The sequence below is a fragment of the Flavisolibacter nicotianae genome (assembly GCF_003628535.1).
Classification (GTDB): Bacteria; Bacteroidota; Bacteroidia; order Chitinophagales; family Chitinophagaceae; genus Flavisolibacter; species Flavisolibacter nicotianae.
On sequence record NZ_RBCI01000004.1, the window covers coordinates 542,900 to 566,182 of the forward strand.

At 50.9% G+C, this 23,283-nt stretch carries 26 protein-coding genes; 12 read left to right on the top strand and 14 right to left on the bottom strand.

Going from position 1 to position 23,283, the window contains the following annotated elements; translation table 11 throughout:
- Positions 1-6: 6 nt before the first annotated feature.
- The 6 genes from D6024_RS14035 to D6024_RS14060 all read right to left on the bottom strand — a co-directional run bounded on the left by D6024_RS14035 (position 7) and on the right by D6024_RS14060 (position 4,486).
- Entirely contained in the window at positions 7-1,485 is a 1,479-nt protein-coding gene (locus D6024_RS14035) for a M6 family metalloprotease domain-containing protein (protein ID WP_121355246.1), read from the bottom strand.
- Between the two features lie 249 nt (positions 1,486-1,734).
- On the bottom strand, positions 1,735-2,355 hold the full coding sequence (locus tag D6024_RS14040; protein WP_121355247.1) for a hypothetical protein: 621 nt from the start codon (positions 2,353-2,355) through the stop codon (positions 1,735-1,737).
- Positions 2,356-2,475: 120 nt separating this feature from the next.
- Positions 2,476-2,757, bottom strand: coding sequence for a hypothetical protein (locus D6024_RS14045; RefSeq protein WP_121355248.1), 282 nt, complete (start codon positions 2,755-2,757; stop codon positions 2,476-2,478).
- Positions 2,754-3,233, bottom strand: coding sequence for a hypothetical protein (locus tag D6024_RS14050; protein WP_162944767.1), 480 nt, complete (start codon positions 3,231-3,233; stop codon positions 2,754-2,756). Before D6024_RS14050 ends, D6024_RS14045 begins: the two co-directional genes overlap by 4 nt.
- Positions 3,208-4,071, bottom strand: coding sequence for an AAA family ATPase (locus tag D6024_RS14055; RefSeq protein ID WP_121355250.1), 864 nt, complete (start codon positions 4,069-4,071; stop codon positions 3,208-3,210). Before D6024_RS14055 ends, D6024_RS14050 begins: the two co-directional genes overlap by 26 nt.
- A 112-nt stretch (positions 4,072-4,183) precedes the next feature.
- Positions 4,184-4,486, bottom strand: coding sequence for a hypothetical protein (locus D6024_RS14060; protein WP_121355251.1), 303 nt, complete (start codon positions 4,484-4,486; stop codon positions 4,184-4,186).
- Positions 4,487-4,591: 105 nt separating this feature from the next.
- Here D6024_RS14060 and D6024_RS14065 point away from each other — a divergent pair, with 105 nt between their 5' ends.
- The 5 genes from D6024_RS14065 to rnhA all read left to right on the top strand — a co-directional run bounded on the left by D6024_RS14065 (position 4,592) and on the right by rnhA (position 9,363).
- On the top strand, positions 4,592-5,329 hold the full coding sequence (locus tag D6024_RS14065) for a LexA family transcriptional regulator (protein ID WP_121355252.1): 738 nt from the start codon (positions 4,592-4,594) through the stop codon (positions 5,327-5,329).
- A gap of 84 nt (positions 5,330-5,413) precedes the next feature.
- Positions 5,414-6,439 (top strand): acetyl-CoA carboxylase carboxyltransferase subunit alpha, encoded by a 1,026-nt coding sequence (locus D6024_RS14070; RefSeq protein WP_121355253.1) that lies wholly within the window; start codon positions 5,414-5,416, stop codon positions 6,437-6,439.
- A gap of 24 nt (positions 6,440-6,463) precedes the next feature.
- A complete protein-coding gene (gene dapA / locus D6024_RS14075) occupies positions 6,464-7,348 on the top strand; it encodes a 4-hydroxy-tetrahydrodipicolinate synthase (RefSeq protein ID WP_121355254.1) in 885 nt (294 codons plus the stop codon).
- Positions 7,349-7,353: 5 nt separating this feature from the next.
- Complete coding sequence (locus D6024_RS14080) at positions 7,354-8,487, top strand: alpha/beta hydrolase-fold protein (RefSeq protein ID WP_121355255.1); 1,134 nt, start codon at positions 7,354-7,356, stop codon at positions 8,485-8,487.
- Positions 8,488-8,883: 396 nt separating this feature from the next.
- Complete coding sequence (gene rnhA / locus D6024_RS14085; protein ID WP_121355256.1) at positions 8,884-9,363, top strand: ribonuclease HI; 480 nt, start codon at positions 8,884-8,886, stop codon at positions 9,361-9,363.
- Between the two features lie 48 nt (positions 9,364-9,411).
- Here rnhA and D6024_RS14090 read toward each other — a convergent pair whose 3' ends face one another.
- Together D6024_RS14090 and manA are read right to left on the bottom strand one after the other, a co-directional pair.
- Complete coding sequence (locus tag D6024_RS14090) at positions 9,412-9,981, bottom strand: DUF6580 family putative transport protein (RefSeq protein WP_121355257.1); 570 nt, start codon at positions 9,979-9,981, stop codon at positions 9,412-9,414.
- Positions 9,982-10,032: 51 nt separating this feature from the next.
- Positions 10,033-11,235 (bottom strand): mannose-6-phosphate isomerase, class I, encoded by a 1,203-nt coding sequence (gene manA / locus D6024_RS14095; RefSeq protein WP_121355258.1) that lies wholly within the window; start codon positions 11,233-11,235, stop codon positions 10,033-10,035.
- 37 nt (positions 11,236-11,272) lie between these two features.
- On the opposite strand from manA, the gene D6024_RS14100 reads away from it, so the two are divergent.
- From D6024_RS14100 to xerD, 3 genes are read left to right on the top strand one after another with little or no spacing between them, the layout of a single operon-like run.
- Positions 11,273-11,629 carry a YraN family protein gene (locus D6024_RS14100; RefSeq protein WP_121355259.1) on the top strand — a complete coding sequence of 119 codons (357 nt, stop codon included), beginning with the start codon at positions 11,273-11,275 and terminating at the stop codon, positions 11,627-11,629.
- Between the two features lie 32 nt (positions 11,630-11,661).
- The gene (locus D6024_RS14105) at positions 11,662-12,309 is read left to right on the top strand and encodes a TolB-like translocation protein (protein ID WP_121355260.1); all 648 of its coding nucleotides are present in this window, start codon (positions 11,662-11,664) and stop codon (positions 12,307-12,309) included.
- Between the two features lie 46 nt (positions 12,310-12,355).
- Positions 12,356-13,306: a site-specific tyrosine recombinase XerD gene (xerD, locus tag D6024_RS14110; RefSeq protein ID WP_240410037.1), complete on the top strand. Its 951-nt coding sequence runs from the start codon at positions 12,356-12,358 to the stop codon at positions 13,304-13,306.
- A gap of 96 nt (positions 13,307-13,402) precedes the next feature.
- Here the strand turns inward: xerD and D6024_RS14115 are convergent, their stop codons facing one another.
- Positions 13,403-13,699, bottom strand: a complete 297-nt coding sequence (locus tag D6024_RS14115) for a hypothetical protein (RefSeq protein WP_162944768.1) — start codon at positions 13,697-13,699, stop codon at positions 13,403-13,405.
- Between the two features lie 217 nt (positions 13,700-13,916).
- On the opposite strand from D6024_RS14115, the gene D6024_RS14120 reads away from it, so the two are divergent.
- Together D6024_RS14120 and D6024_RS14125 are read left to right on the top strand one after the other, a co-directional pair.
- Positions 13,917-14,435, top strand: coding sequence for an RNA polymerase sigma factor (locus tag D6024_RS14120; RefSeq protein ID WP_240410038.1), 519 nt, complete (start codon positions 13,917-13,919; stop codon positions 14,433-14,435).
- Positions 14,428-15,432 carry a hypothetical protein gene (locus D6024_RS14125; protein ID WP_121355263.1) on the top strand — a complete coding sequence of 335 codons (1,005 nt, stop codon included), beginning with the start codon at positions 14,428-14,430 and terminating at the stop codon, positions 15,430-15,432. The genes D6024_RS14120 and D6024_RS14125 overlap by 8 nt, the downstream gene beginning before the upstream one ends.
- Before the next feature lie 262 nt (positions 15,433-15,694).
- On the opposite strand, the gene D6024_RS14130 is transcribed toward D6024_RS14125, so the two are convergent.
- Positions 15,695-16,147 (bottom strand): FKBP-type peptidyl-prolyl cis-trans isomerase, encoded by a 453-nt coding sequence (locus D6024_RS14130; protein ID WP_121355264.1) that lies wholly within the window; start codon positions 16,145-16,147, stop codon positions 15,695-15,697.
- Positions 16,148-16,325: 178 nt separating this feature from the next.
- Here D6024_RS14130 and D6024_RS14135 point away from each other — a divergent pair, with 178 nt between their 5' ends.
- Positions 16,326-17,630 carry an exo-beta-N-acetylmuramidase NamZ family protein gene (locus D6024_RS14135; RefSeq protein ID WP_121355265.1) on the top strand — a complete coding sequence of 435 codons (1,305 nt, stop codon included), beginning with the start codon at positions 16,326-16,328 and terminating at the stop codon, positions 17,628-17,630.
- Positions 17,631-17,752: 122 nt separating this feature from the next.
- Entirely contained in the window at positions 17,753-19,036 is a 1,284-nt protein-coding gene (locus tag D6024_RS14140; RefSeq protein ID WP_205573282.1) for an HAD-IIIA family hydrolase, read from the top strand.
- Positions 19,037-19,096: 60 nt separating this feature from the next.
- On the opposite strand, the gene D6024_RS14145 is transcribed toward D6024_RS14140, so the two are convergent.
- The 4 genes from D6024_RS14145 to D6024_RS14160 form a co-directional block, all read right to left on the bottom strand.
- Positions 19,097-19,861: a succinate dehydrogenase/fumarate reductase iron-sulfur subunit gene (locus D6024_RS14145; protein ID WP_121355266.1), complete on the bottom strand. Its 765-nt coding sequence runs from the start codon at positions 19,859-19,861 to the stop codon at positions 19,097-19,099.
- Positions 19,862-20,254, bottom strand: coding sequence for a gamma-glutamylcyclotransferase family protein (locus D6024_RS14150; RefSeq protein WP_121355267.1), 393 nt, complete (start codon positions 20,252-20,254; stop codon positions 19,862-19,864). It abuts the gene before it with no gap.
- Between the two features lie 183 nt (positions 20,255-20,437).
- Complete coding sequence (locus D6024_RS14155; protein WP_121355268.1) at positions 20,438-22,411, bottom strand: fumarate reductase/succinate dehydrogenase flavoprotein subunit; 1,974 nt, start codon at positions 22,409-22,411, stop codon at positions 20,438-20,440.
- A 105-nt stretch (positions 22,412-22,516) separates the two neighbouring features.
- The gene (locus D6024_RS14160) at positions 22,517-23,233 is read right to left on the bottom strand and encodes a succinate dehydrogenase cytochrome b subunit (protein ID WP_121355269.1); all 717 of its coding nucleotides are present in this window, start codon (positions 23,231-23,233) and stop codon (positions 22,517-22,519) included.
- Positions 23,234-23,283 lie beyond the last annotated feature (50 nt).

Here is a 23,283-nt window from a genome sequence, read left to right on the forward strand (position 1 = left end):
TCAGGTTTATTTTGCGAGCCTTTTCTTTTTTGCGGCCGACTTTGTCTGCGCCGCCTTTACCGCTTTTGCGGCTTTTGCTTTCTGTGCCGATACATACAAATCAGCGTGAACCGTTGCACCGCTTTTCCGGATGTTGTTTACCTGCACACCTGTCTCCACATTGCCATACGAAAGCGAATTGGGCACTGATGATTTGGTAAAAGATTTGTTCCTTGCCACTCCCGGGTAACAGTCGCCGTCGTCGCCGCGGTTGTTGCCGCTTTCGAGGTCTTTGTTTCCATCGGCCTGCATCAGCGCAACACGGTAATGCAGCTCGTTGCTGTTGCCATCGATGCTGTCATCGATGTGCCAGATCAAAAGGCCACCGCCGGGGATGAATTTGTCGTAATTTTTTTGCTCCCGGTTTTCGACCAGGAAATATTCATTGCTTAAAATCCCCCCTTTCCACAAGCGGTAAACGGTTTTACTTTTTTGAACCGGGTCGATTTTTACCTTGTCTTCATTCTTTACCTGGTTGATCACCATCGCCCAGCCCTGCTGCGCTTTGCACCAGGCGCATGGATGTGCCGGGGTATTGCCGTTGCCGTTCCAGCTACCACCACCCATTAGGCACCAGTCGCCCACACCTTCACTCGAATAATCCGTATCGTACAGGTCGGGGAAGCCAAAAAGCAGGTGCCCCAGTTCGTGTGCACACACACCCAGTTTGCAGTCTTCCGGCACCGTGAGGTATGCATAAATATTGACCGTACCGGCATTGAAAACTTTTGGCAGCAGCCATTTGTGACTCCAGATGTCCCACTTGCTAGCTGTTTCTTCTGCACCCCGCCCGGCGTGGATGACCACAAAGGCATCCACGTAGCCATTGCCGTCGTTGTCGTATTTGGAAAAATCCATTTTCGTTACGGCAATTTTGGCTGCATCTTCTGCCATGGTCCGCGCATTGGGCTGGGCAGACCCGGTGCCGCTGGCCCCATTCGCATACTCACGCAATTTGCGGGGCAATGTAATTGGTCCAATCACCTGCCCTTCGATGGAAACGGCTTTCCCCGTTACCTCCTTGTAATAATCGCGAACACTGCCGGACTTGTCGGAAAAGAACAGCTCTTCGTAGTGCTTTTTGGTCTGCGTTATTTTTTTATCGGGAAAATCCACCAATACCACGGCTACCCGAATGGCGCCGCGTAACGGCGACCGGCGCGATGCATGCGTGCGCACAGCCATTGCAGATGTACCCAATGGAAAAACATTGCCCGGCATAATAAGCCCATCGTTGAAGCCCACCCGGGTTTCCTGCTTCGAGGTCAGAAGATTCGACAAGACGTTGTCGGACGCAAGATTCCGCATCCGGGCCAAGTCTCTTTTCAGCATTTCCCTGACTTCCGGGCTGGGTGAGATGAGGCAACGTTCGCCGTCATTACTGGCTGCTGCGGCCTTGTAAACGGCCAATAGGTCTTCGACACTGCCTTTGATTTTCTTTCTCATAACATGATTTTATGGTTTGATGAAATGGAAGGATCACTTTGGCTGAAAACGAAAAAACAAGGAAAAGAAGATCGCAAAGAACTGCGGGTCGAATGGAAGAAAGGTTTTTACCCGGATTGGATGAGAAACTAAATGTAAAACAAAATTGAACAGGAATCTATGACGATGTACGGTTGCGGTTTCGCATCTGTCGAATAACGGAATGGCCAAAACAAAAAAGGAGCGAAATCCGCTCCCCTTCTCTATTTCCTATCCACTTTGCCGTGTTGTCATATTGATCACTTCGCCCCGCTGGATGATTTCGCCAATTGACTTGACTTCTCCAATTCGCGGGATGTCGTTCATCTTTTTATACGCCGCCTCCTGTTCCATCCGCAGCTTTTGGTAGGCTGCCGAACGATCGGTGCGGTACTGCTCCAATTTCTGCATGACGGCTGCATGTGTCAATACACTTTTAAACCGCCCGTATTTTCCTTGTTTTGCCCGCTCAAAAAAGACGATCAGGTCTTCGAGACCCAACTGGTCTTCGTAAGCGGCGAGGATGAGATCGCAGGCGCAGGCAGCAATCCGCGTCTCCGTTAATTTGGCACTTTTCGGCAACGGAATGCTGTAACAAAATTCCTGCAGGATCATCTTGATCAGCCGGTGTGCCCGCTTTAACCCGTATTCGTTGATCAGGCCCGGTATTCTTTCCGCCAGCGGCATGGAAAGTAAGCCTTCATAAAGGACCTCGTCGCCTTCTACAAACTGCTTCATGGCAAGGTTGGCGATTACCTCGTATTCCAGCGAACGGACATAGCGTTTGCCGGGAATGGGCCTCAGTTCCGGTTCTTTTCCTTCGATGGGAAGGATAGTATGTGTGCTCTTCATGATTTTCTCCTTTTTTTAGTAACCGTAATGCAGGGCAAAGCCAGTTTCAAGCATACCCAGGCACGAATGAACTTTTCCGTGATAACGAATTCGTTCGTCCCGACTGCACGCCTTTCGACCTTACGAGGCTTTTGCATAATTAATTCGCATGAGCTTCAGACGCTGGTACAGGCTGCCGACCACCAGAACTGCATTCATGTCGCTCAGCGCAACAGCATGCCACTGCTCGTCGCCGTCCATCACGTAGATTTCATCGGACGGGCTAACACAGGCAGCCCAGGCACTGAATGGCGGGGTATGCGGCGTGATTTTTACTTCCACCGCTGATTCGAAATACAGGTAGTCGTGACCGACCAGGTCTTTTACGATATCGACACATTCCTGGTAAATTGTCTTTGTCATTTTGCAAGTGTTATTCGATACGTTGATTTAGATGATTTCAGCGGTCCTTCCAGCATCTCTCCTGTTTCAGGATCAACGGCCACGCGGCCGGGTGAAAGGAGACGCAGCTTTTCTTCCAGGGCTTTTTTTTGCCTTTCGATTTCAAAACGTGCTGCCTCCAACTCCCGCCATTCGCCGTTGCCGGAATAATCGTACGAAACGCCGGCTTCGCACAATTCGATCTTTGCCCCCGAGGTTGTCACCAGCCGCCCGTGGTGTTTGGCCAGTTCGTCCCGCAGAAAGTTGATATAGCGTTCGTCTTTCCGCACGGCTTTTACAAATTCCTCCATCGACGCCAGGGCTTCGGCGACCTGGAAAACATTGCCATCTTCCAGGAGGACTTCCACCGAGTTGTCGGCCAGTTCGGCAATCTGCCGTTTGCTCAATCCTTCACGGATGGCCGGTAATGTATCAGGCTGCACTAAGTGTTTTGCCATTGATCTGATTTCTACGGTTAGCAATTAATTGCTGCAACAGCGGATTGGCGTCGATCTCTGTTTTGTTCTTGTGGTACAACTCCACCAATTCTTTGTGGGTAACACAGTTGTCCACTTTCTGGTACCAGTCGCTACCCGGCTTGATGACGTCAAACTGCTCTTCGCCCTGCTCGCACCATTGCGCTATCGTCTCGCCGGTTTTTTCCGACGGCACAAAGGCAGGCTTGTTCATAAACAGCCCTGTCCTGTCTTTCGACGCTGTTGCATTGTGATTGGTATCCATTTCAAGGTTGATGGTCAGTTCGTATTCAAATCCTTCGCGGGTGATTTCCTTCAGGCCGCCCTTCTCCACTTTTACCTTTCCATTATTGTCTTTTGTCATTTCGTAATCCTGCTTGCGACGGACGGTAGTAATGATGTGCGCCGAGCTATGGATGATTGCATCGAGGAAGGCCTGGTGACGCGGCGTCACTTTCGCCCAGTCCTGGTACTTGCCGCCCAGTTGCTCAACGATCTCCAGGCAACCGCCTTTCCCGTCCCATTCGTGCGAAATGCTGTCCACAACGATCACTTCCATCCCGGCTTTTTCACAGGAACGAATGGCTTCAATGTATCGCTCTGGTGTGAAGGGCGCCGTCAGCGGCAGCACATTGTAGTCGCCCAGGTGGGCATACAAATCGGCACTGCCGTTTTCGGTGTCGATAACAGCCACCTTGCTCAAGTCGCCTGTCAGGCCTTTCGCAATCTGAATGGCGCTGTAGGTTTTACCGCCACCCGAAACGGCCGACAGCCCTAACCTGATTTTTGCTTTTTTTCGTGTTGCTTTCCGTAATTGCATTTTTATTTCGTTTTAATCGTACTTAATGTTGTTGCAGACAGCCGTCTACTATCAGCTTTTAGAAATTTGCCTTTGACCACTGCCGATTGCCGATAGCTGATACCACGCCGCACTACGCCGCCCGGCCCATGCCATTTTCAAATTCGTGGGCAAAGAAGCGGATCGAGGCTTCGATGATCTCGTCCATCCCGCCGGTCACTTCCAGCACCGGCTTGATATCTTTCCCAGCCCAGGTCACGGCATCGATGTCGACCGAGTAGCGGTCGAAGATGTCGAGTCGCGAAGCGGAAGGATTGAAGTAACCCACACCTTCCACCTGCAGGTCACCGACATGCTCTGTAACGATCGTTAAGTTCCGGACGACTTTGTGTTTGAGCGGAAATGAAAACCGGAAATCCCGTGCTGTATTTTTCATTGTTTGAAATTGTGAAGTTTCTGGTTAAATTTGTGAAGACTAAGGTACGAATAATTCACATTTTGCACACGTAATTCACATTTTTATTCACAAATACTTAACGCCATGTTTGACTCTTACAATCTATTAGAAATCAGAGAATTATATGGACTTAGCCAGACCGACTTGGCCAAGCGGCTAGCCATTACAAGGGAGGTCGTGAATAAAATGGAAAAAGGGAAAATGAAGGTTTCGAAACGAACAGCGGCGAGGCTGCAAACCTTCCTGCAGGAACATCCTTATGGCTTTTATTCCGGCGATGTGAATATTTTGGGTAAAAGTTCACAAACCAGCGAAAAAAAGCGCAGCACCCTTCCCTTTCAAAAGCAGCTTTTGGAAGAGAAAAATACCAGCACGCCTTTTTGGGTTCCGCTTGTAGGCATTAAGGCGCAGGCAGGCTACGTGAAAGGGTTCGAGGAGGTTGATTACATCGACACACTGGAGCAATACTCCCTTCTTCCCGGCGTCAACCCGATCGGCGCCGTATGGCGTTATTTTGAAGTGGATGGCGACAGCATGGAGCCTACCTTCGGCAGTGGCGACATCGTGCTGGCCACCATGGTTCCGCACGAAGACTGGAACGACATTAAAAACTTTTCCGTGTATGTGATCCTGACCGCCGATCAGTTGCTGATCAAACGTCTTTACCGAAAATCGGAAACAGAATGGGTGCTGATCTCCGACAACGAAGACGTGGCACCGCAGCTTGTTTTGCCGGTGGAAAAGGTCAAACAACTCTGGTTGTTTCGCCGGCAGATCCGCAGCCGGGCACCGCAACCAAAAGAAGTGAAGATTACCGCGTAGGGATGTGCGTAATGGCCGGCGATTTTTCGTGCACACTTCATTCGTGCATTCTGCTTACTTTTACCGCCACTTTTAAAATCATCTATGCCGGCAAACGCAAACAGACAATTCCTGGATTTTGAAAAGCCCATCAAAGACCTCATTGATGAAATTGAAAAACTAAAGCACGCCTCCGAAAGCAAAAAAATCGATTATTCGGACATGATTGCCAGGCTGGAAACTCAGATCCTGGAACGCCGCAGGGAGCTGACAAAAAACCTCACCTCCTGGCAAAAAGTGCAATTGAGCCGCCACCCCGACCGGCCTTATACGCTGAAGTACATCGAAAAAATGACCACCAACTTCGTGGAGCTTTACGGCGACCGGAATGTGAAAGACGACAAAGCCATGGTGGGCGGATTTGCATCCCTCGACGGCCACACGGTGATGTTCATCGGGCAGCAAAAAGGGATCAACACCAAAACCCGCCAGATGCGCAATTTCGGCATGGCCAACCCCGAAGGCTACCGAAAAGCTCTCCGCCTCATGAAGCTGGCTGAAAAATTCAACAAACCCATTGTTACCCTGATTGATACTCCCGGCGCCTACCCGGGCCTGGAAGCCGAAGAACGCGGCCAGGGAGAAGCCATTGCCCGCAATATTTTTGAAATGATCCGCCTGAAGGTGCCGGTCATCTGCGTCATCATCGGCGAAGGCGCTTCTGGTGGAGCCCTGGGGATTGGCGTGGGAGACCGCGTGTACATGATGGAAAACACCTGGTACACGGTGATTTCCCCCGAGAGCTGCTCGTCGATCCTGTGGCGGAGCTGGGATAAAAAAGAAGTGGCAGCCGAACAGCTTCGTCTCACGGCCGATCACATGAAAAGCTTTGGCCTCGTGGATGACATCATTCCCGAACCGGCCGGCGGTGCGCACTGGGACTACGACGAATCGGCGCAGATCCTGAAAGCCCACCTGCTTAATGTGCTGGCGGAGCTGGCGAACATCCCGCAGGAAGAACGCGTTACCAACCGCATCACGAAATTTGGAAAAATGGGATTCTGGGAAGAAGTGCCGGCAAACGGGCAGCCAAACCCGGAACACATGAACACGGAAGAAAACAATCACTAACCAACAAGAGCGACCAATTTAGTTATGCTTCGCGATATTTTACGAGGAACCGGTGTAGCGCTGGTGACCCCTTTCAACGAAGACAAAAGCATTGATTTCGATGCACTGGCCTCCCTGATCAATTTTGTGATCGAAGGCGGCGTACAATACATTGTCACCCTCGGCACGACCGGGGAAACACCGACGCTGAGCCGCGAGGAAAAGCTGGACATCATCCAGGCAACCTTTTCGTTTGTTGCGAACCGTGTACCCGTCGTCATTGGTATCGGCGGCAACAACACGGCTGCGATTGTGAAGGACATCGAAACCTTCCCTATTGAAAATGCAGTTGCTATTTTGTCGGCCAGCCCGTATTACAACAAACCGTCGCAGGAAGGAATTTTCCAGCACTACAAAGCGCTTGCAGATTCAACGACGAAGCCGATCATCCTGTACAATGTTCCCGGTCGCACCGGCAGCAATATCGCCGCATCCACCACGATCCGGCTGGCGCACGAAGTCGGCACCATTGCCGGCATCAAAGAAGCCAGCGGTAACATGTCGCAGTGCATGCAAATTCTTCGCGACAAGCCGCAGGAGTTTATGGTGGTGAGTGGCGACGACAACCTGGCCCTGGCACAGATTGCCTGCGGCATGGACGGCATCATCAGTGTTGCAGCCAACAGCTTCCCCAAAGATTTTTCGCTGCTGGTGCAGGCGGCGCTGGACGGTGACTATGATACCGCACGCCGCTACAACAACCTGCTGCTCCGCGGCTACGACCTGTTGTTTGCCGAAAACAACCCGGCCGGCGTCAAAGCCGTTTTGAGCGAGTTGGGCATTGTAAAAAATCAACTTCGACTGCCACTGGTTCCCCTTAGCGCGGGTATTCACAACGAGGTAAGGGACTATCTGAAAACACTGAAATAGTTTGCATGAAAAAAGGCGCTGCGGCCCTCCTGTTTTGCTTGACATCGATCATGATAAATGCACAATACAAAGTGCATTTTCTTTTTTCCAGGCTTCCACCCTACCACAATACCGCCGATACGATTTATATCGCGGGATCATTCAACCGCTGGAACCCCAAAAATCCCCAATATGCGGTGGTGGCGAAGGACAAAAAAAGCGGCATTACTATTGACTTACCCAAGGGTATGTTTGAATATAAGTTTACGCTCGGGAATTGGGATGCAGCCGAAAGCGGTGAAGGCGGAACCGCTATGGAAAACAGGTTTTTCACTATTGAAAAAGACACGACCATTTTGGTAGAAATCGATCACTGGACAGATCATTTTCCGAAAAAGCCGAAAGCCTCAACCGCTTCGCCAAATGTTCATATCCTCGATACGGCGTTTTACATGCCGCAGTTGAATCGCCACCGGCGGGTGTGGATTTACCTTCCGCCTTCGTATGCGACCACGAAGAAAAAATATCCCGTCCTGTACATGCACGACGGACAGAACCTGTTCGACCACGGCACATCGTCGTTTGGCGAATGGGGAGTAGACGAAGCGCTGGATACCTTGAGTCACCAGTACGGCGAAGCCATTGTGGTAGCCGTGGATCACGGCGGCGAAAAACGCATCAACGAATATTCACCGTTCGATATGGAGAACTACGGCAAAGGCGAGGGTGATGCGTATGTGGATTTCCTTGCTCAAACGCTGATGCCCTATATCAATCACCACTACCGCACGAAGCGGAGTGCCCGCTACACGGCGATTGCCGGCAGTTCGATGGGTGGTTTGATCTCTTTTTACGCGGCGCTGAAATACCCGAATAAGTTTGGCGCGGCTGGCGTTTTTTCACCCGCCTTCTGGATTGTACCGCAAATCAAGGACTACACGACCCGGCAGGCTGCTAAAGCAAAAGGGCGTTTTTATTTCTATGCGGGCCAACAGGAAAGTGATGCGATGGTTCCGGATATGCTGGCTGCTTTCGACATCCTGAACCAACACTCGAAAGCCAGGCTCAAAACCCATATCCGTGCAGAGGGCAAGCACAGCGAAGAAACCTGGCGGGAAGAGTTCCCCGGGTTTTATCAATGGCTTGTAAAGGACGAGTAACAACACGCCTTGTTTACAAAAACTTTTACCGGAAGATGGCCGCAGTTTGGCCATCTTCTTTTTTTGTAGCCAATAACCATACAAATGAAGTCATCGCTTGCATTGCAAACGGTATCGTTCACTTCAATGTGTTTTCAGGATTCACACCCATGTGTAAAAAGAAACGGCACTTCGCTTTCTAGTGATATTGGATATTGCGATATTGTGATATTATGAAATTGTCGCAGGAAATATCCGAATATCCCAATATCCAAATATCTACTATCGGGCAACTGAAATGGAAATAGCAGAAGAAAGCAGCTGCGAAAGTTTCCCCCTTACATTTTCTCGCCTTCCGAAATAAATTTCCACCATCGGGAAACAGGATAGCCGAACGGGTTAATTTTGCCGCACGACATGAGTGCAGCGATTACAATTTATACGGACGGATCGTCGAGAGGCAATCCCGGTCCGGGCGGCTATGGTGCCATCCTGATGTTTGGAGACAAACGAAAAGAACTTTCCGCAGGCTACCGAAAAACCACCAACAACCGGATGGAACTGATGGGCGTTATCGCCGCGCTGGAGGCGTTGAAGAAGACGGGTTTGACCATCACCGTTTATACCGACAGCCAGTACATCGTTAAAGCGTTGAATGAAGGCTGGTTGAACAAGTGGCTTGCCACGAATTTTTCGGGCGGCAAAAAAAACAAGGATCTCTGGGTAAAGTTTTACAACTTATACAAGCAGCACAAAATAAGATTTGTTTGGGTGAAGGGCCATGCCAACAACCCGTTCAATAACCGTTGCGACGTGCTGGCCACCACGGCAGCCGATGGCAGCGACCTCCAGGTTGACGAAGGGTACGAAATGGATCCCAACCACCTGACTCTATAAACAAAAAACCCTCGCCAAAGCGAGGGTTTTTCTATGCAGAAATCTATTTTAGGCAGCTTGCTTTTCGGCTTTCCAGAAGGTTTGACCCACAAGGAAAAACGTACCGAACAAAATGGCTGAGAACACCGGCGTTGCCAGGAGACTCATTTGGTAAAAGGGTACGCCGTCAGCATAGCACTGGAGCAGTCCGGCACCCGTCAACGGACGATGATAACCGCCGCCGCCGACCCATACCGCGAAATTGCTCAAGAGGAAAAATGCAGAAGGTGCAGCCAGCGAAGCAGCCAGTACCCTGGCGGCGCTGAGACGCCTGGCGATCATGAAACCAAATACGGTCATCGACGCAAACAACAAATAGTTCAGCCATTGGCCGCCATAAAAGCCCTGGATCTGGGTGATGCCGCTGTTATACAAAAGCTGGTACACTGTATCGGAAACCAGCATGGAAAGCAAGGGTAAAAGGAAAGCGGCTTTCTTATCCTTGATCACGGCACCGGCAAAAACAGCCATCGCCCATTGCGGTGCAAAACCAAAAGGACGACCCGGCCAAACGCGGTACAGGGAAGATGCCAGGACGAGAAGACCAAAGGCAAGTAAAACGGATTTGTTCAGTTTCATGTGTTTTGTTCTTGAAGCGACAAATTTAATTAAGAAAGGAGAACGAGACAGCTATTTTTTCACCGCTGGCGCCGTAACGGCAAAAACCGTTGCAGTCCCGTCAACCGGTTTCAATTCAACCGTTTTGTCGGCAACAATCAGCGCCGCTTCTCCCCTGCACAGCACCAGTTTTTCGCCATTTGTGCTGATCTCCGCGCTGCCTTCGTAAACAAACAAGACCGTTGCGCTTTCCGCCGCAATAAAAGCAGGGCCGGCCAGTGCAAATTTTGTCAGCTCGAATTCCGCAGCCGGTGTTGTGTACACCTGCTCCTGTTCTTCGCGTGCCGGAATGATGTCGGGCACCGTCGGTTCAAATCTGACGTGCTTCATCAACTCGGGCACGTCGATGTGTTTGTCGGTTAGACCAGCCCGTAACACGTTGTCCGAATTGGCCATCACCTCCACGTTCTGCCCTTCGAGATAGGCATGTGGCAGGCCGGCGGGCTGGTAAATGCCTTCGCCTTTTTTCAGGTGCAAAAGATTGAAAAAATAGACGGAAAAGATGCCCCGGTCGTAGTGATTGTCCCGGCAAAATGTTTTCACGGCTCTTGCCGCCCAGAAATGAGCACTGTTTTTTGGCAGGCTGCCCGCCTCGTACTGCGGAAGAATTTTCTGCGCCAACGGCGTTAAAAGATCGTTCACCTTCTCTTGCGGCATCGTCATCACGGTTTCGTACAAACCCTGGTAGGCACCCGATTGGAAGGCCTTGCGCAACTCGCCAAACTCCGGAACGGAATCGAAGACTTCCTCGATTCCACGTTCGTCTTTAAAGCCGTGAAGCAGCCAGAAATCGCTCAGAGCGGCCATCAGTTCGGGCTTGTGGTTTTGATCTTTGTAATTCCGGTTGGGTGCCGTAACCGGGATTCCTTTTTCATTTTCTTCCCGGTAACCTTTCACGGCCGACTCAATGGATGGGTGCACCTGGATGGAAAGCATTTGCCGCACATCGAGAATTTTAAACAGGTAGGGCAACGTGCCGAATTGCTGCGCAACGCGTTTACCGAGAATTTCTGCTGGTGCATTTCGAATGGCAGTAAACAACGAGTTCTTCTCTTCATTCTCCAGTATGGCCGGTGCGTTGGGGTGGGCACCAACCCAGTATTCGGCAAATGGCTTGTCCTCTTTATTTTCTTCTCCGATCAGGGCCGGGATAAACGTATTTCCTCCCCAGCTATAGTGCTGAACAACGCCGCGTAATTTGGTAAGACTATGCATTCCGCAGTTTAATTTTTAAATTGGGCTAAAGATAACAATGGCCTCGCACTTGGACATTGGAAAGGAAGGCGAAAAACTTGCCGAGCAATATCTCTCCGAAAAAGGCTATCAGCTGCTGCACCGCAACTGGCGCTACGGCCGTTACGAACTCGACTTGGTGACCCTTAAAAATGAAAAGCTGCGTTTTGTCGAAGTCAAGTTCCGTTCCTGCAACCAGTATGGCAATCCGGAAGAAGCGGTAACGAAGAAAAAAATCAAGTCCCTGCTGCAGGCGATCGATCAATTCCTTTTCCTTCACCCGCAATACGATGACTTCCGGCTCGACGTCATTTCCATCACCCAAATCGCACCCGGCCGGGTGGAGTATTTTCTCATTGAAGATGTAACGCTTTGAATTCCCTTATTTTTGTTTGCAACCGATTTTTTATGCGAACAATCAGTTTTACCACTCTCCTTGCCTTGTTTCTTGTTTTCACTTCCTGCAGCAACAGCTCGACATCGGCTAAAAACTTTTGCGATACAGCCTGCGGCACCGATTCGTTGCGGTTCAAAGGCGACCACAAACTAAACCCTGTGGTGGTCATCGGTCTCAATGCCTGCAAGGGCGACACTGTTTTATGGACGCACGATCTCGCCGGGTCGAAACTGCTTTCGCTTCGCGACGATCTCGGGCAGGACGTGTACCTGAACAAGTCGGCCATCGATTGCTTTTTCAAAGACACCAGTTATGCCTGGCTGCAATTCAACGACTGCAAAACAGGAAGAGGGTATTTGCTGAAGCTGCCGTTCAGCAAAAGCGAAGAGCGTCGCAAAATCACGGCTGCTTTTACAAAGTTCGATCCCAAGTTCTCCATCGACCCGGAACTGATCGCCTATACCGACAGGGGCTCGGTCTTCGTGGAAAATCTGCAGTCGGGCAAAAAGGCCGTGCTTGCATTCGACAAGCAGTATCAAATCGACTTCAACAAGCTGCACGAAATGGTCGACAGCGTACACATTACCAGGGACCGCATTTTTGTGCAGATGATCCGCGAAGGCAATAAAAAGCCGTACGAGAAAAAAGTGAGCCTTTAAAACAACATGGCAGTACACAATCGGCTAAGAGCAGAGACAGCAGAAATTGTCTTTTGACCATTGCGTACTGCCCATTGCCGATTGTACCATGTGGGAGCCATATAAAAAAGGATTCAAAGCCTACCTGCAACTGGAACGGTCTCTTTCCGACAATTCCGTCAAGGCCTATTTGTCGGACTTGGAAAAACTGACACAGTTTCTCCTGGCCAATGACCTGAAGAAAGCGCCACCCGAAATCGATCTGAAAAACCTGCAGCAATTTGTGCAGTGGATTGCAGAACTGGGAATGACGCCAACCTCCCAGGCCCGCCTCATCTCGGCGCTCCGGACATTTTACAAGTACTGCCTTCTCGAAGACATCTCCACCGTCGACCCCACCACGTTACTCGAAGCACCAAAGCTCAAAAGAGCCCTGCCCGACGTGCTCAGCTTCAACGAAATTGAAAGCATACTGGCGCAAATCGACATGAGCACACCGGAAGGTACCCGCAACAAAGCCATCCTGGAAACCATGTACAGTTGCGGTTTACGTGTAAGCGAGGTTGTGAACCTGAAACTTTCCCAGCTTTTCCTTGATGTGGGTTTTGTCCGTGTGATCGGAAAGGGCAACAAAGAACGGCTGGTGCCCATCGGCAGCAGCGCGGTTAAACACATCCTGCAATACACCAATTACGTGCGGGTGCACCAGGCTATCCAAAAAGGCGAAGAAGACATATTGTTTTTAAACCGGCGCGGCAAACGCCTGACCCGGGTGATGATTTTCCTGGTGATCAAAGACCTCGTAAAAAAAGCCGGTATCAACAAAACCGTTTCGCCCCACACCTTTCGGCACTCGTTTGCCACCCACCTCGTGGAAGGCGGCGCCGACCTGCGTGCCGTGCAGGAAATGCTGGGACATGAAAGCATAACCACAACAGAAATTTACACCCATCTCGACCGCGAATACCTGCGCAAAACACTCGAACAATACCATCCGGGATTTCAATCGAATGGATAAAGCGTTGGTAAAAGCGAATGCGCTTTGTTTACCGGACCATGTAAAAAATTTTTGTGCAGTCGTTTTTCCTGGTCATGTATTTGAAAGTTCAGCCGTTCACGGCACCACCAGGATTTCCCGGAAAATCTTCCCGGATAAAAGATTGGTCAACTGGACGAAATAGGGACCGGCCGGAAGCAGGTCGGTAGGGAGTAAAATTGTCTTTGTTTGCCGCGTGATAAGGCATTCGCTGATTTGAACGTCATTTCCGGCGCTGTTTACAATCGCCAGGCGGTACGATCCCGGCTCCATTTCGTTCACATCCAGCCAAACCGATTCACCGATCGGTACAGGACCGGGTACAATCGTGAACTTTGAAAGCTCCGTTTCTTTTCGTCGTTGGAATTTCATCAAACAAAACAAGATTGCATCCAGGATTTCCTTAAAGTCAGCGCTGAAAAACGGGATGTAACTTTTGCGCACACTGAAACACCCTTCCGTCACTGAACTGCTTACAACGTTAACAACCAAACAGGGAATTCGTTCTTATTTTTAGTGCCTGGCATTCCTGCGAAACATATCATCCTCATCGCTTTCGGACCTGGAGCTGATCTCGGCGTATCGCACCACCTTGAGTCTGGCGGTATTGGGCGACTTGTACAGCCGCTACATGGACCTGCTCTATGGCGTTTGCCTGAAATACCTTGCTGATAAAGAAGACGCACAGGATGCGGTGATGGCCATTTTTGAAGAGCTGGTAACCAAGCTGCAACGGCACGAGGTGGAAAATTTCAAAAGCTGGGTTTATACGCTGGCAAAAAACCATTGCCTGATGAAGCTGCGTCAGCAGAAAAAACAACCCGTTACAAAATTGTCCGATTCGTTTATGCAATCGGGCGAAGACGGGCATCTGGAAGCGGTACTGGCCCGTGAAGAAAACCTGCGGCAACTGGAAGACTGCCTGCAGCAGTTGGGTGATGGCCAACGAAACGTGATCGAGCTTTTTTACCTGCAGGGTAAATGCTACAAGGAAATCAGTGAAGACACCGGGATCGACTGGAACAGCGTACGAAGTTCCATTCAGAACGGACGGCGCAACCTGAAGATCTGCATGGAAGCTGCGAAACAGCAAATTCAATCAAATGAGTGAGCCGACAAATTATACAGCAAAAGACATCGAACGCTACCTCCGTGGCGAAATGTCGGCTGCGGAAATGCACCGGCTCGAAAAGGCTGCGCTGGACGACCCGCTTTTGGCTGATGCACTGGACGGTTACATGCAACGATCACCAGTAGCCGCCGACCTGCAGGAACTGCAAAACCGCCTGCAACAACGCATCGACAGGCGAGCCGGCGGAGCGGGTATCGTCGTGCCAATGTGGCTTCGCATAGCAGCGCTGTTTGTTTTACTTGCCGGTGCCGGCTGGCTGGCGATCCAAACATTTTCCCCGCGTGGCAGCGAAATCGCAAAAAATAATTCGGTAAAGGAACAACAACAAGCCCCGAAACTCACTGTTCCCGCCAAGTCGCCGGTGCAAACCACCGCTTCCACAGGCACAACGGACAGCAGCGATAACCGACAGGTAGTTGCCGCTGCAAAACAAAAAGGAACTGTTCAAACAAATGATCGAGTTACGGCAACGAGTACAGCTCCTGCGGCCGCTGGGGCAGTGAAAACACGAGGGGAAGAACCAGCAACCGCTGATGCCATACAAGTACTCGCTGCGCCTGCAGAGCGGCTGGACTCGGTTACTAACCAAACCGCCGCTGCTACTGCCCGGCCTTTGCCCACCGATTCGACAGGCCAGTACGGCTACACAGAAAATGCACGGCTGCGCAGGGTGGCGGCTGCTAAAACTGCCGCGCCGGGCCACGGGGTAACGGACGGAGAGCCCGTGAACGGCTGGCCGCTGTTTGAAAACTTTGTCTCTCGCAACAGGAAACCGGTTGCCGGCTTACCTGCACTGCCCGACAGCAGCCGGTTCGTTGAACTGCAATTCGAAATTTCAACTGAAGGTATCCCCCAAAATATCCGCGTAACCAAATCGCTTTGCACGGCCTGCGATGCTGAGGCAATCCGCCTGCTGCAAAACGGGCCGCTCTGGAAAGGAAAAACCGGCCTGGTGAAAATCCCGCTGAGTCCATAAAGAAGTCAGCATTCGAATTTCCATTCCTGCCTATTGCCGGCTGCCCACTACTTTCTCTCTATTGTCATCCTTCCTCTGCCATCGGCATTTACGGAAACCTGAAAGCAATTTCCGTGTAACACCTTTCGAAAGAAAAAAGCACAATTGGGCATTTGGCAGGCTGGCATCCTAACAATAAAAAAACGCTGGCCGAAACCAGCGTTGAACACTATATTGAAAACGTCCGGCTGTTGCCGGTATCGTTTTGGACGTACGATTTTATTTACGGCATGATGATTCGGGAGGTCGCCTGGATATCCACCATTTCGATATCGAAGATGAGATCCTGGCCAGCCAGCGGGTGGTTGGCATCCAGCACGACAGCGTTTTCCTTTACCTCGGCTACAACCACCGGGAACTGTTGTCCCTGGTCGTTGCTAAGCATCAGTTGCATGCCCACCTGAGGATCCATGCCCTGCGGAAACTGGTCCTTCGGGAATTCGATCAGGTTGCCTGCTTCCCGTTGGCCGTAGGCTTCATCGGCGCCGATCTCCACTGTTTTCTTCTCACCTACCTGCATGCCTTTTACGCCTTCGTCAAAGCCTTTGATCATTTGACCGGCGCCCACTGTAAATTCAAGCGGATCGCGGCCCTCAGAGGAGTCAAAGGTTTCACCTGAGCGCAAACGACCGTGGTAGTGCACTTTTACCTTGTCGCCTTCTTTTGCTTGTTGCATGTTTTACTAATTTAATCGTTGTTTAATCCGGTTATTGAATATTGCCACTTTCAACCGCTCTTGCAGCACCAGGTGGGGAGAGCAAAAAAGATAAAAGCAGGGCCGGCAAGTTAACCATCTTTCCTCTTTCTCTTTCGTTATTTTGCTGATCTTTGAATTTTACCTCAAAAGCAGTACCATGTTATCCCGTTTGTTTCTCTTTCTTTTGGCTGCGTTGTCCGTACAAAGCCAGTGTTCCGCCCAAAAGCAAAAGATCAGGATCAGTGAAAACAAGATCAAGGTGAAAACGAAAGGCTCCGCAAGCCTTCCGCAAACCGCCATCATTCCGGCCGCCGATCAGATGAATAAATACCTGCCCTTGCTGAAAGGAAAAAATGTGGCCCTGCTGGTCAACCAAACCTCCGTTGTCGGAAACACCCACCTGATCGACACCCTGCTGCACGCAGGTGTGAAAATCAAGGTTGTCTTTGGTCCCGAGCACGGCTTTCGCGGCGATGCACCCGACGGTGCAAAGATTGAAACCACAACCGATCCGAAAACCGGTGTGCCTGTCGTTTCCCTTTACGGCAAAAAAAACAAACCGACACCTGAAGACCTGCGTGACGTGGACATTATGGTGTACGACATCCAGGATGTCGGCACCCGTTTTTACACGTATATCTCCAGCATGCAATATTTCCTGGAAGCCGCTTTGGAGAACGGCATTCCCTTCGTGATCCTTGACCGTCCCAACCCGAACGGCTTTTACGTGGACGGGCCCGTGCTGGATACGAAGTTTAAATCCTTCGTCGGCCTGCAACCGATCCCGGTTGTATACGGCATGACCATCGGCGAATATGCCCACATGCTTCTCGAAGAAGGCTGGCTGAACGAAGCCGCGAACAAAGCCTATGAAAAACTAAAACTGATCCGGTTCAGGGAAGGCGCCAAATATTTCCACCTGCAGGTGATCCCGGTGGCCAATTACACGCATAAAAGCAAATACATGCTTCCGGTGAAGCCCTCTCCCAACCTTCCCGAAATGCAGTCGATCTACTGGTATCCCTCGACCTGCTTTTTCGAAGGCACAACCTTTAGCGAAGGACGCGGAACGCCCAAACCGTTTCAATACATTGGTCACCCGCTGATGCCCAAAACGATGTTCTCATTTATGCCAGCTTCCACAACCGGCGCTCCGGAACCCAAGCACAAAGGCAAGACCTGTTATGGCTACGATTTAAGCGGCACACCGGAGCAGGTGCTGCAAAAGGTGGGCAACCGGCTGCAACTGAAATACCTGCTTGAGGCGTACCGCCTCTTTCCCGACAAAGAAAACTTCTTCACCAAAAACAACGGCATCAACCGTCTTGCCGGCACCGACGAACTGATGCAGCAGATCAAAGAAGGCAAATCAGAAGACGAGATCCGCCAAAGCTGGGAACCCAAGCTGGGTGCATTTAAAGTCATCCGGAAAAAATACCTTCTCTATCCCGATTTTGACTAGCTGCTTCCTTTTTGAAATAGCATATAGCAAAACGTTTCTTTGCAGCGCCTGGGCTGCGAAAAGTCGTACGTGAAACGCAGGCAGTAACCAGCAAAGAATCAAGTATTGAAATGAAGACCGACATGAATTCGACCCCTTCCTCTCTTTCTCCCGATTACAGGGACATACGTGAAGTCATAGTTTTGGCCGGGGGACTTGGCACCCGTTTGCGTGATGCCGTTCCCGATCTGCCAAAGGTGATGGCACCAGTGGCCGGCCGGCCCTTTCTTTCGCATGTGATCGATTCGCTGCGCATGCAGGGCTTGTCCCGCTTTGTTTTTTCGCTGGGCTACAAAGCCGATACCATTGTACAATACCTGAAAGAGCACTACCCGACACTGGATTATGTGCTTGCAGAAGAAAGCGAACCGCTTGGCACGGGTGGCGGTATCCGGATGGCCCTGCAAAAGACTAGGGAAAAACAGGTGTTGATCGTCAATGGCGATACATTATTTAGAGCCAATGTTGCGGCGCTGGCAGACAAACACCGCCGTGCCGACGCAGAATGTACACTGGCTTTGAAACCGATGAAAAATTTTGACCGTTATGGTGCGGTGCAACTCGACAAGGAAGGACGCATTGGATCGTTTGAAGAAAAACGGTTTTTTGAATCAGGCCTGATCAACGGTGGTGTTTATCTTCTCGACAAGGAGAAATTTTTCCGTCGTGCCTTTCCGCCCAAATTTTCCTTTGAGAAAGACTACCTCGAAAAATATTGCTCGGAAGGCGTGTTTTATGCGTCGGTGCAGGAAGGTTATTTTATCGATATCGGCATTCCAGCGGATTTTGAAAAAGCACAAGAGGAACTGGCATCACCTACACTGGACCTGAAAGCAGTTGATAAAAGCTGGACCCTCTTCATCGATCGTGATGGCGTTATCAATGAAGAAACGGTCGGTGAATACGTGCTGCACTGGGGCCAATTTATTTTTAGCAGGGGCGTTTTGCACTCCTTCAAAAAGTTGAGCGATGTTTTTGGAAAGCTGATCATCATCACCAACCAGCGGGGCGTGGGAAAAGGGCTCATGACGAATGAATCGCTTGACAGCATTCACTACGAGATGCAGAGGGAAGTAAAGATCGCCGGGGGCCATATTGAAAAGATCTATTACTGCACCGACGTGGAAAACACTTCCTATCACCGCAAACCCAATCCCGGCATGGCGTACCAGGCAAAACAGGATTTCCCGGACATTGATTTTTCAAAAAGCATCATGGTGGGTAATAAACCCAGTGACATGCGCTTTGGGCGGGCTGCCGGCATGTTTACCGTTTTTCTTACCACCACCAATCCCGATGAGCCGTTTCCGCATCCCACCATCGACCTGCGCTTTGCGTCGCTGGCCGAATTTGCCGCGGCACTTTAAACGAAAAAGCAGGGCCAACGCCCTGCTCTTTTTTTCTCATGTGTGTTATCTCGCCAATCGTTAACGTTCGTTCGAAAGACCCGCCGCCAGGTAATCTTTGTGCATGCGGGAAATGTTGGTGATGGCAATTTCCTTGGGACAAACAGCCTCACAAGCACCTGTAAAGGTGCAGGAGCCGAAGCCTTCCTTGTCCATTTGGGCCACCATGCTCAAAACACGGTTTTTCCGTTCGGGCTGGCCTTGCGGCAACAGCGCCAGGTGTGCCACCTTTGCCGACAAAAACAGCGAAGCCGATGCATTTTTACAAGCCGCCACGCAGGCGCCGCAACCAATACAGGCCGCCGCAGCAAAGGAAGCGTCTGCCTTCTCTTTTTCAATAGGGAGAGAGTTTCCGTCAACGGCATTACCGGTGTTGACAGAAATAAAGCCACCCGATTGAATAATGCGGTCAAAAGCCGAACGGTCGGTCACCAAGTCTTTGATGACCGGGAAACCCTTTGCCCGCCAAGGCTCTACTACAACAGTGTCGCCGTCTTTGAAAGCACGCATGTGCAACTGGCAGGTCGTGGTGGCATGCCAGGGGCCGTGGGGACGTCCGTTGATATACATTGAACACATGCCACAAATTCCTTCGCGGCAATCGTGGTCGAAGGCGATCGGGTCTTTGCCTTCGATTACCAGTTGTTCATTCAGTACATCGAACATTTCAAGGAAAGACATCTCGGAGGAAATGTCTTTTACTTCGTAGGTCTCAAAACGGCCATCGCTGTTTTTTTCTGACTGGCGCCATACTTTCAGCGTCAGGTTCATAGTATAGTGTTCCATTTATACGAAACGGTCTTTTTTGCTTTTCAAATAATCCAGATAGTCGCCATTTGGGATCGCCGGACAATTGGCTGTGTTGCCTGTGTACCAGTATAGCCAGGCCTTCACCTTTTCCCCGGACTGCAACCGAACAGTGGCTTCTTCACGTTTGAACGCCTCTCCTTCGTATGCATCCAACAGGTCGAAAACCTGCCGGTCATGAAGGGTAAAAACGTCACCCTTGATTTCGGCTTCGCCACCTTTCACCGCACCGGGGAAGTCACCAAGGTCGAACAATGTTGCCTGGACCGTCGCCTCTCCCACATAGGTTAGCGCCGAACCAATCTCCTGCAACAGCTTCAAACCGTAGCCCTTCCGCAACGTGCCATAAACAAATAAATACGCGTTGTTCATCCGGGTTTGTTTTGCCAGTCAGTGACCGGAACCGCAACGAGTGTGCACCCTCCTTTGTGCGGATAAACTCCACAGCCGAGGGTCGGTTTACCGCTGCCGGTTACCCAAAAATCAAACTATCTTTTAAAGAACTGCTTTTTATCAATTGCCTTCCGCCCTCCCTTTTCAGGAAAGGAGAAATGCTTATTTGTAACTTCTTTGACTGGGCTTCACAACTTCGTAGTTCAGGTCTTCCTTGTGCAAGGTCCAGTTGTTATCGCCGGCGTTTTCCCAGGCCGCTACATACATAAACCGGTCATCGTGACGCAGGGCCTCGCCTTCTTCCGTCTGGCTTTCTTCGCGGAAGTGACCGCCACAACTTTCTTCGCGCTGCAGGGCGTCGAGGCACATCAGTTCACCCAGTTCCATGAAGTCGGCCACGCGGTTGGCTTTGTCGAGTTCGGGATTGAATTCGTTGATCTTTCCCGGGATGCGGATGTCGCTCCAGAATTCTTTGCGCAACTGGCGAATTTCTTCGATCGCTTCACGCAGTCCCTGCGCATTGCGGGCCATGCCGCACTTGTCCCACATGATTTTGCCGAGGCGCTTGTGCATGCTTTCGACGGTTTGCTTGCCGTTGATGTTCATGAGATGATCGATGCGTTCGCGAACCGCTTTCTCGGCTTCCTCAAACGCCGGGTGCGAAGTCGGAATTGCGGCGGTGCGGATCTCGTCGGCGAGGTAGTTGCCAATGGTATAGGGAATGACAAAATAACCATCGGCGAGTCCCTGCATTAGGGCTGAGGCACCCAAACGGTTAGCGCCGTGGTCGGAGAAATTGCATTCGCCCAGTGCATACAGGCCGGGAATGGTCGTCATCAGTTCATAGTCCACCCACAGGCCGCCCATGGTATAGTGTACCGCCGGGTAAATCCGCATCGGCACTTCGTAGGGATTTTCGCCGGTGATCTTTTCGTACATGTCGAACAGGTTGCCGTATTTTTCTTTCACGACTTCCTTGCCCAAAACCGTGATGGTTTGCGCATCGGCATTTTCGAGTCCACGCTTGCCGGCCTCAATGTGACCGTAGCGCTGAATGGCTTCGGCATAATCGAGGTAAACGGCCTGTTTGGAAGTACCGACACCGTAACCGGCATCGCAACGCTCTTTTGCTGCACGGGAAGCCACGTCGCGGGGCACGAGGTTACCGAATGCAGGATAGCGTCGCTCGAGGTAATAATCTCTTTCTCCTTCGGGAATTTCGTTGGGACGACGGTTGTCGCCTTGCTTTTTGGGTACCCAGATACGGCCGTCGTTCCGCAGCGATTCCGACATCAGGGTCAGCTTCGACTGGTGCTCTCCGGTTACAGGGATACAGGTCGGATGAATTTGGGTGAAGCACGGATTCCCGAAATAGGCGCCCTTTTTATGGGCTTTCCAGATTGCAGTGGTGTTGCTGCCCATGGCGTTTGTGGAAAGATAGAAAACGTTGCCATAGCCGCCGCTGCACAGCAGCACGGCATGCCCGAAATGACGCTCCAGCGCCCCTGTTACCAGGTCGCGGGCAATGATCCCGCGGGCCTTCCCGTCAACGATCACCAGCTCGAGCATTTCGTGGCGGGTGTACATTTTCACGTTGCCCAGTGCCACTTGTCTTTCGAGGGCCTGGTAGGCACCGATGAGAAGCTGCTGACCGGTTTGACCGGCCGCATAAAATGTCCGCTGCACCTGTGTGCCGCCGAAAGAACGGTTGCTCAGCAAACCGCCATATTCTCTTGCAAACGGAACACCTTGTGCTACGCACTGGTCGATGATGTTGGCACTGACTTCGGCCAGGCGGTGAACGTTGGCTTCCCGTGCACGGTAGTCGCCACCTTTAATTGTATCGTAAAAAAGACGGAAGACCGAGTCACCGTCGTTTTGGTAGTTCTTCGCTGCATTGATACCGCCCTGTGCTGCGATAGAGTGTGCACGGCGGGGGCTGTCCTGGAAACAAAAGGCTTTCACTTTGTAACCCAGTTCACCCAGTGATGCGGCTGCAGAGGCGCCGGCCAGGCCGGTACCGATGACGATCACTTCAATTTTTCGTTTGTTGGCAGGGTTCACCAGCTTCACATGTCCTTTGTAATCTTCCCATTTTTTCTCCAGCGACCCTGCAGGAATTTTTGCGTCAAGCATAAATCAATTTCTTATTTGAAATTTGCGATTTTATAGTTTGCAGTCTTTAACGGTTACTTCTTCTTTGCTTCTCCATTCACCATTCCTTCATCTGTTGGATATTCCTCAGCTGTTCGGGCTCACCCATTGCAGGTACATGGCAATCGGCATCAGGGCAAACAGCAGGCACACGATCACGGTAAAACCATAGCCCAATCCCTTCAACAAGCTCAAATATTTTTTGTTGTGCACACCCATGCTGCGAAACGCACTGTGGAAGCCATGCAGCAGGTGAAAGGCCAGCGCGGCCACACCAACCAGGTAAAGCAATACGACCACGGGCTGCTGAAATACTTCGTACATACGTAAATAAAGATTGTGCATTTCTACACCGTTATAGGTCACTTCTTGCAAATCCTTTGTAATGCGGGAAGGCACCCAGAACTGTGCAATGTGCATGACGAGGTAAAGAAAAATCAGGGTACCCAGGATAGCCATGCTGCGGCTCATCCAGGTGCTGCCGCGGCTACCCATTGAAACCTTGTAACCCTGGCCCCTGCGGCTGCGGTTTTTGGCTTCGATGGCATAGCCCTGGATAATGTGAAGGAGAAAACCGGCGAACAACACCAGCTCCAGCAAACGGGTCACAATGGTAGAACCCATAAAGTGCGCCGCCTTGTTAAACATTTCGCCGTTGTCGGCCGGGTTGAGCCAATTCAGATCAGCAAATATGCAGGCATTCAGCCCTACGTGAACCAGCAAAAAACTTATGAGAAAAATACCGGTAAGCGCCATGACGATTTTTCTTCCAACTGCAGATGTGAAGAAGTAGGACCATTTCATATTTGGACTGAAAAATTTTGTGTCGCAAAGGTAAGTGCGGAACAACAAAA

Coding starts and splice junctions, on each gene's coding strand:
- manA (WP_121355258.1), bottom strand. CDS start 11,235: ATGCATAGTCTTACCAAATTACGCGGCGTTGTTCAGCACTATAGCTGG.
- D6024_RS14045 (WP_121355248.1), bottom strand. CDS start 2,757: ATGACAAAGACAATTTACCAGGAATGTGTCGATATCGTAAAAGACCTG.
- D6024_RS14135 (WP_121355265.1), top strand. CDS start 16,326: ATGTTATCCCGTTTGTTTCTCTTTCTTTTGGCTGCGTTGTCCGTACAA.
- D6024_RS14140 (WP_205573282.1), top strand. CDS start 17,753: ATGAATTCGACCCCTTCCTCTCTTTCTCCCGATTACAGGGACATACGT.
- D6024_RS14130 (WP_121355264.1), bottom strand. CDS start 16,147: ATGCAACAAGCAAAAGAAGGCGACAAGGTAAAAGTGCACTACCACGGT.
- rnhA (WP_121355256.1), top strand. CDS start 8,884: ATGAGTGCAGCGATTACAATTTATACGGACGGATCGTCGAGAGGCAAT.
- D6024_RS14100 (WP_121355259.1), top strand. CDS start 11,273: ATGGCCTCGCACTTGGACATTGGAAAGGAAGGCGAAAAACTTGCCGAG.
- D6024_RS14080 (WP_121355255.1), top strand. CDS start 7,354: ATGAAAAAAGGCGCTGCGGCCCTCCTGTTTTGCTTGACATCGATCATG.
- D6024_RS14035 (WP_121355246.1), bottom strand. CDS start 1,485: ATGAGAAAGAAAATCAAAGGCAGTGTCGAAGACCTATTGGCCGTTTAC.
- D6024_RS14050 (WP_162944767.1), bottom strand. CDS start 3,233: ATGGCAAAACACTTAGTGCAGCCTGATACATTACCGGCCATCCGTGAA.
- D6024_RS14055 (WP_121355250.1), bottom strand. CDS start 4,071: ATGCAATTACGGAAAGCAACACGAAAAAAAGCAAAAATCAGGTTAGGG.
- D6024_RS14125 (WP_121355263.1), top strand. CDS start 14,428: ATGAGTGAGCCGACAAATTATACAGCAAAAGACATCGAACGCTACCTC.
- D6024_RS14150 (WP_121355267.1), bottom strand. CDS start 20,254: ATGAACAACGCGTATTTATTTGTTTATGGCACGTTGCGGAAGGGCTAC.
- D6024_RS14160 (WP_121355269.1), bottom strand. CDS start 23,233: ATGAAATGGTCCTACTTCTTCACATCTGCAGTTGGAAGAAAAATCGTC.
- D6024_RS14065 (WP_121355252.1), top strand. CDS start 4,592: ATGTTTGACTCTTACAATCTATTAGAAATCAGAGAATTATATGGACTT.
- dapA (WP_121355254.1), top strand. CDS start 6,464: ATGCTTCGCGATATTTTACGAGGAACCGGTGTAGCGCTGGTGACCCCT.
- D6024_RS14090 (WP_121355257.1), bottom strand. CDS start 9,981: ATGAAACTGAACAAATCCGTTTTACTTGCCTTTGGTCTTCTCGTCCTG.
- D6024_RS14145 (WP_121355266.1), bottom strand. CDS start 19,861: ATGGAACACTATACTATGAACCTGACGCTGAAAGTATGGCGCCAGTCA.
- D6024_RS14105 (WP_121355260.1), top strand. CDS start 11,662: ATGCGAACAATCAGTTTTACCACTCTCCTTGCCTTGTTTCTTGTTTTC.
- D6024_RS14070 (WP_121355253.1), top strand. CDS start 5,414: ATGCCGGCAAACGCAAACAGACAATTCCTGGATTTTGAAAAGCCCATC.
- D6024_RS14060 (WP_121355251.1), bottom strand. CDS start 4,486: ATGAAAAATACAGCACGGGATTTCCGGTTTTCATTTCCGCTCAAACAC.
- D6024_RS14040 (WP_121355247.1), bottom strand. CDS start 2,355: ATGAAGAGCACACATACTATCCTTCCCATCGAAGGAAAAGAACCGGAA.
- D6024_RS14155 (WP_121355268.1), bottom strand. CDS start 22,411: ATGCTTGACGCAAAAATTCCTGCAGGGTCGCTGGAGAAAAAATGGGAA.